The organism is Falsigemmobacter intermedius (assembly GCF_004054105.1).
Classification (GTDB): domain Bacteria; phylum Pseudomonadota; class Alphaproteobacteria; order Rhodobacterales; family Rhodobacteraceae; genus Wagnerdoeblera; species Wagnerdoeblera intermedia.
Genome location: NZ_SBLC01000100.1, coordinates 1 through 3,336, shown reverse-complemented (window position 1 = coordinate 3,336; position 3,336 = coordinate 1). Strand labels below are relative to the sequence as shown.

The window sequence follows — 3,336 nt, the reverse complement described above, 5'->3', positions numbered from 1 at the left end:
CTTCCGCTGAGAGCGATCCGCCCGTCAAGGCAGGTCGACAGCGGCCAGCTCGTGACGCTCACCTAGCAACTGTGTTTATCGGCTGAGGTGAGGCCGCCATGGGACGCCTGTTTTAAGGATGGCATTTGCGATTGTGACCAGCCTTCGGGCTATTGCGACGATGACCAGCTTATGGGATTTGCCGCGTATTTTAAGGGTCTGCGCGACTGGCTTCAGAACAGGGTTGTGACACGCAGCAGCCAGTGCGGCCTGGAACAGGACATGTCTCAATGCGCGCTGACCTCCGGCGATTGCCGGTTTACCCCGCATTGCGCCACTGTCGTGCGGGATGGGCGCGAGGTCTGTCATCGCCGCAGCTTCGCCAGATGTCATCCGGCCGATTTCCGGCATTTCCGCGATCAGCATCGCTGCAGAGACCGGGCCAATCCCGGGGATCGACAGCAGAAGCCTTGCCTTTGCCGCTGAGGTTTCCTCCTGCCCAATGACGCTTTTGATCCTCTGCTCAAGTTCACCGACCTGAACGTCGAGCATTGCGAGAAGGTTAGCATCCATATCCTCGGGATCTGCACGAATGTCCTGTTTGCCTCACGTGCGGCTATCTGTGCAGAAAGCCATTTACGCATCTCGACCACCTGGGCCCTGCGTGTCGTTAACTCTCTGAGAACACGCAGGTTCTCTTCCGAAAGCTTCCGCCCGACTTCAGGCCTGAACAGCATGAACCGTGCGATGAGCCCGGCATCGATCCGGTCGGTCTTTGCCCGTGTGCCCCGTGAAAGGGCAAAGGCCTTGATCTGTGCTGGTGGGAGTTGCACCGCCTCCATGCCAGCGGCGACAAGCCTGGACCACAGCACCCATTCCTGACCGCCCGCCGTTCGGGAAAACGATCCCCCGGATCGTTTTCTGATCCTCCCGGCCCTCAAATCCGACCCGCACGGGCTGGGCCAGATCTTCGAACTGCGCAATAAGTTGTGCATGGCCTGCTGCGGTGTTCGGCAAGCGGAGCCGTCGCCCGCTCTGCACACAAAAGCCGTCGAGCCAATCGCGGGAAACATCTATGCCGATCACGGTTGCTGCTGGTACCATATCACTCTCTCTTTCTTATATTTCGCGGCCCCGCAAAACAGGCCACCGTCAACTGTTCGAGACGGTGAGAGAGGCAGGATCAGCCTGCTAGCGATCGTGGTCATGCCACAAGGTGTTCAACGCTGTATCCTACCCCATCGCGGCTCCTGGCCGGGAGCTGCGACGGGGTAATGTAGCAGGCCAGAGCCACATAAGGTGTTCAGTCCCGGCATCTGGTGGATCGGATCGAGGATGAATCTTTCGGGCTCTGAAGTCCATATTTTGCAAATGTATTCGTAGGACGTAAGGCCGTTCAGGGTCTTCAGCCAGCGGGCATAGTTGTAGGCGGCCATGTAGTCGGCAAGGTGTGCCCTGAGCTGCTGGTGGTCTTGATAGTGGAAGCGTTTGCCCCCTCATCGGGAAAACGATCCCTCGGATCGTTTTCTGACCCTCTTCGACCTCTTTGATGGTTCGGTTCATCCGCTCCACCTGGCCACGAGATGGCTGCGGAAATCTGAACAGCCGGGATAAGTGGATTTTCTGCTCAACAGCAGCATGATGCTGCAGCCACGCTGACGTTGCCCCTCGGAGCTGATCCAATTTGAGTTAGACTCTGGCCCACATGAAAGGACCAGAGATGAAGGGCAACAGGTTCACCGAAAAACAGATCATCGGCATACTCAAAGAGCATGAGGCGGGCATATCGGTCGCTGATCTTTGTCGAACGCACGGGGTCAGCGACGCCACTGTCTACAAGTGGAAAGCCAAATTCGGGGGTATGTCGGGGGTATGGACGTCAGCGAGGCGAAGCGCCTGAAGGGTCTCGAAGACGAGAATGCCCGGCTGAAGCGTTTGCTTGCGGATGCAATGCTCGACAATGCAGCCCTGAAAGATCTGCTTGGAAAAAAGTGGTAGCGCCCTCCGCGAAGCGGCAAGCGGTCGCCCAGCTTGTGGCCAATCACAAGATGAGCGAGCGGCGGACGTGCCGGGTCATCGGCTGCTGTCGCATGTCGGTGCGATATAAAACAATCCGACAGGACGATCCCGTGTTGCGTGATCGGCTCAATGCGCTAGCGAAGGAGCGCCGTCGGTTTGGTTATCGGCGGCTGCATATCTTCCTTCGCCGCGAGGGGCATGAGGTCAATCATAAGCGGTTGTTCCGGATTCACCGTGAAGATGGAGGAGGATCAGGAAACGATCCGGGGGATCGTTTCCCCGACGACGTTGCACGTGCGTCGGCGTGGAGGGCGATAGCGGGCTATCGGCACGCGGGCGTCGGTTGCACTGCCGCTCCTGCCTAATCAGCGATGGTCACTGGATTTTGTCTCAGACCAGATGACCGATGGGCGGCGCTTCCGCATACTGACCGTGGTTGATGATTGCACGCGGGAATGCCTCGCGCTGATCGCCGACACTTCCCTTTCCGGCGCAAGAGTTGCGCGGGAGCTGGGCGCCCTGTTTGAGGCACGCGGCAAGCCTTTAACCATAGTCAGCGACTGTCGAGGATCAGAAAATGATCCGGGGGATCATTTTCCTGAGGCAGGGAACAGAGTTCACTTCCAATGCCATCCTGAGCTTCGTCCAGGAGCGTCAGATCGACTGGCATTACATCGCCCCAGGCAAACCGACCCAAAACGCGTTGCAGGCTCTCTCGAACCGTGTATGGATGGCTCCCGCGTGACAAGGGTGATGTGACTTCTGGCATCTGGTCGGGTGCGGCCATGTATTCGGCGTCTGATCTGTGGCTTCCCACGCGCCCTGATGAATGTTCGCTAACAGGTCTCTGGTCCCAATCAATGGCACGCGCTTTCTGCGCTCCGGTTCGAACGGGGTGTCCTGATCCCTGTGTCACCGCTCAATCTGCCATCATCTCACTTTGCCCTCGCCATTCCTTAGCCGGCCGAGATGGCCGGGATCTTCATCAGACGGGTCGCCAGACCTCGCCTGTTCTGAGCATGGCCCAGATCGTGCGGGCCATACGGTTCGCCAGTGCGACGGCTGCCACTTTCGCAGGCTTTGTCGCAAGGATCCGGCCCAGCCAGTCATTTTGTTCCCCGGCCTTGCGCCTGGCAGAGATCACGCCCATCGCGCCGAGATAGAGAAGGCGCCTCAGATAGCGATTGCCCATCTTCGAGATGGAACCCACCCGGTGCTTGCCGCCACTCGAGTGTGGTTTCGGCGTCAGTCCTAACCAGGCCGATAGGTCCCGTGATGTCCGGAAGGCGCTGGTATCAGCGATATGCGCCACGATTGCGCTGGCCGTGATTGGGCCAA

The 3,336-nt window shown here is 58.7% G+C and carries 2 protein-coding genes and 3 pseudogenes; 1 reads left to right on the top strand and 4 read right to left on the bottom strand.

Annotated elements, in window-relative coordinates; all coding sequences use genetic code 11:
- Positions 1–75: 75 nt before the first annotated feature.
- From EP867_RS20380 to EP867_RS19165, 3 genes and pseudogenes are all read right to left on the bottom strand, one after another.
- Complete coding sequence (locus EP867_RS20380; protein ID WP_241656980.1) at positions 76–552, bottom strand: transposase; 477 nt, start codon at positions 550–552, stop codon at positions 76–78.
- 56 nt (positions 553–608) lie between these two features.
- A pseudogene (locus EP867_RS20590) lies at positions 609–974 on the bottom strand (IS110 family transposase); the annotation flags it as partial.
- Positions 975–1,199: 225 nt separating this feature from the next.
- Positions 1,200–1,578 (bottom strand): annotated as a pseudogene (locus EP867_RS19165) (IS3 family transposase); the annotation flags it as partial.
- Positions 1,579–1,699: 121 nt separating this feature from the next.
- Here EP867_RS19165 and EP867_RS19160 point away from each other — a divergent pair.
- Positions 1,700–2,701, top strand: a pseudogene (locus EP867_RS19160) (IS3 family transposase); the annotation flags it as partial.
- A 282-nt stretch (positions 2,702–2,983) separates the two neighbouring features.
- Here the strand turns inward: EP867_RS19160 and EP867_RS19155 are convergent.
- The coding region (locus EP867_RS19155) for a transposase (RefSeq protein ID WP_164888970.1) at positions 2,984–3,336 on the bottom strand (353 nt) is incomplete at its 5' end.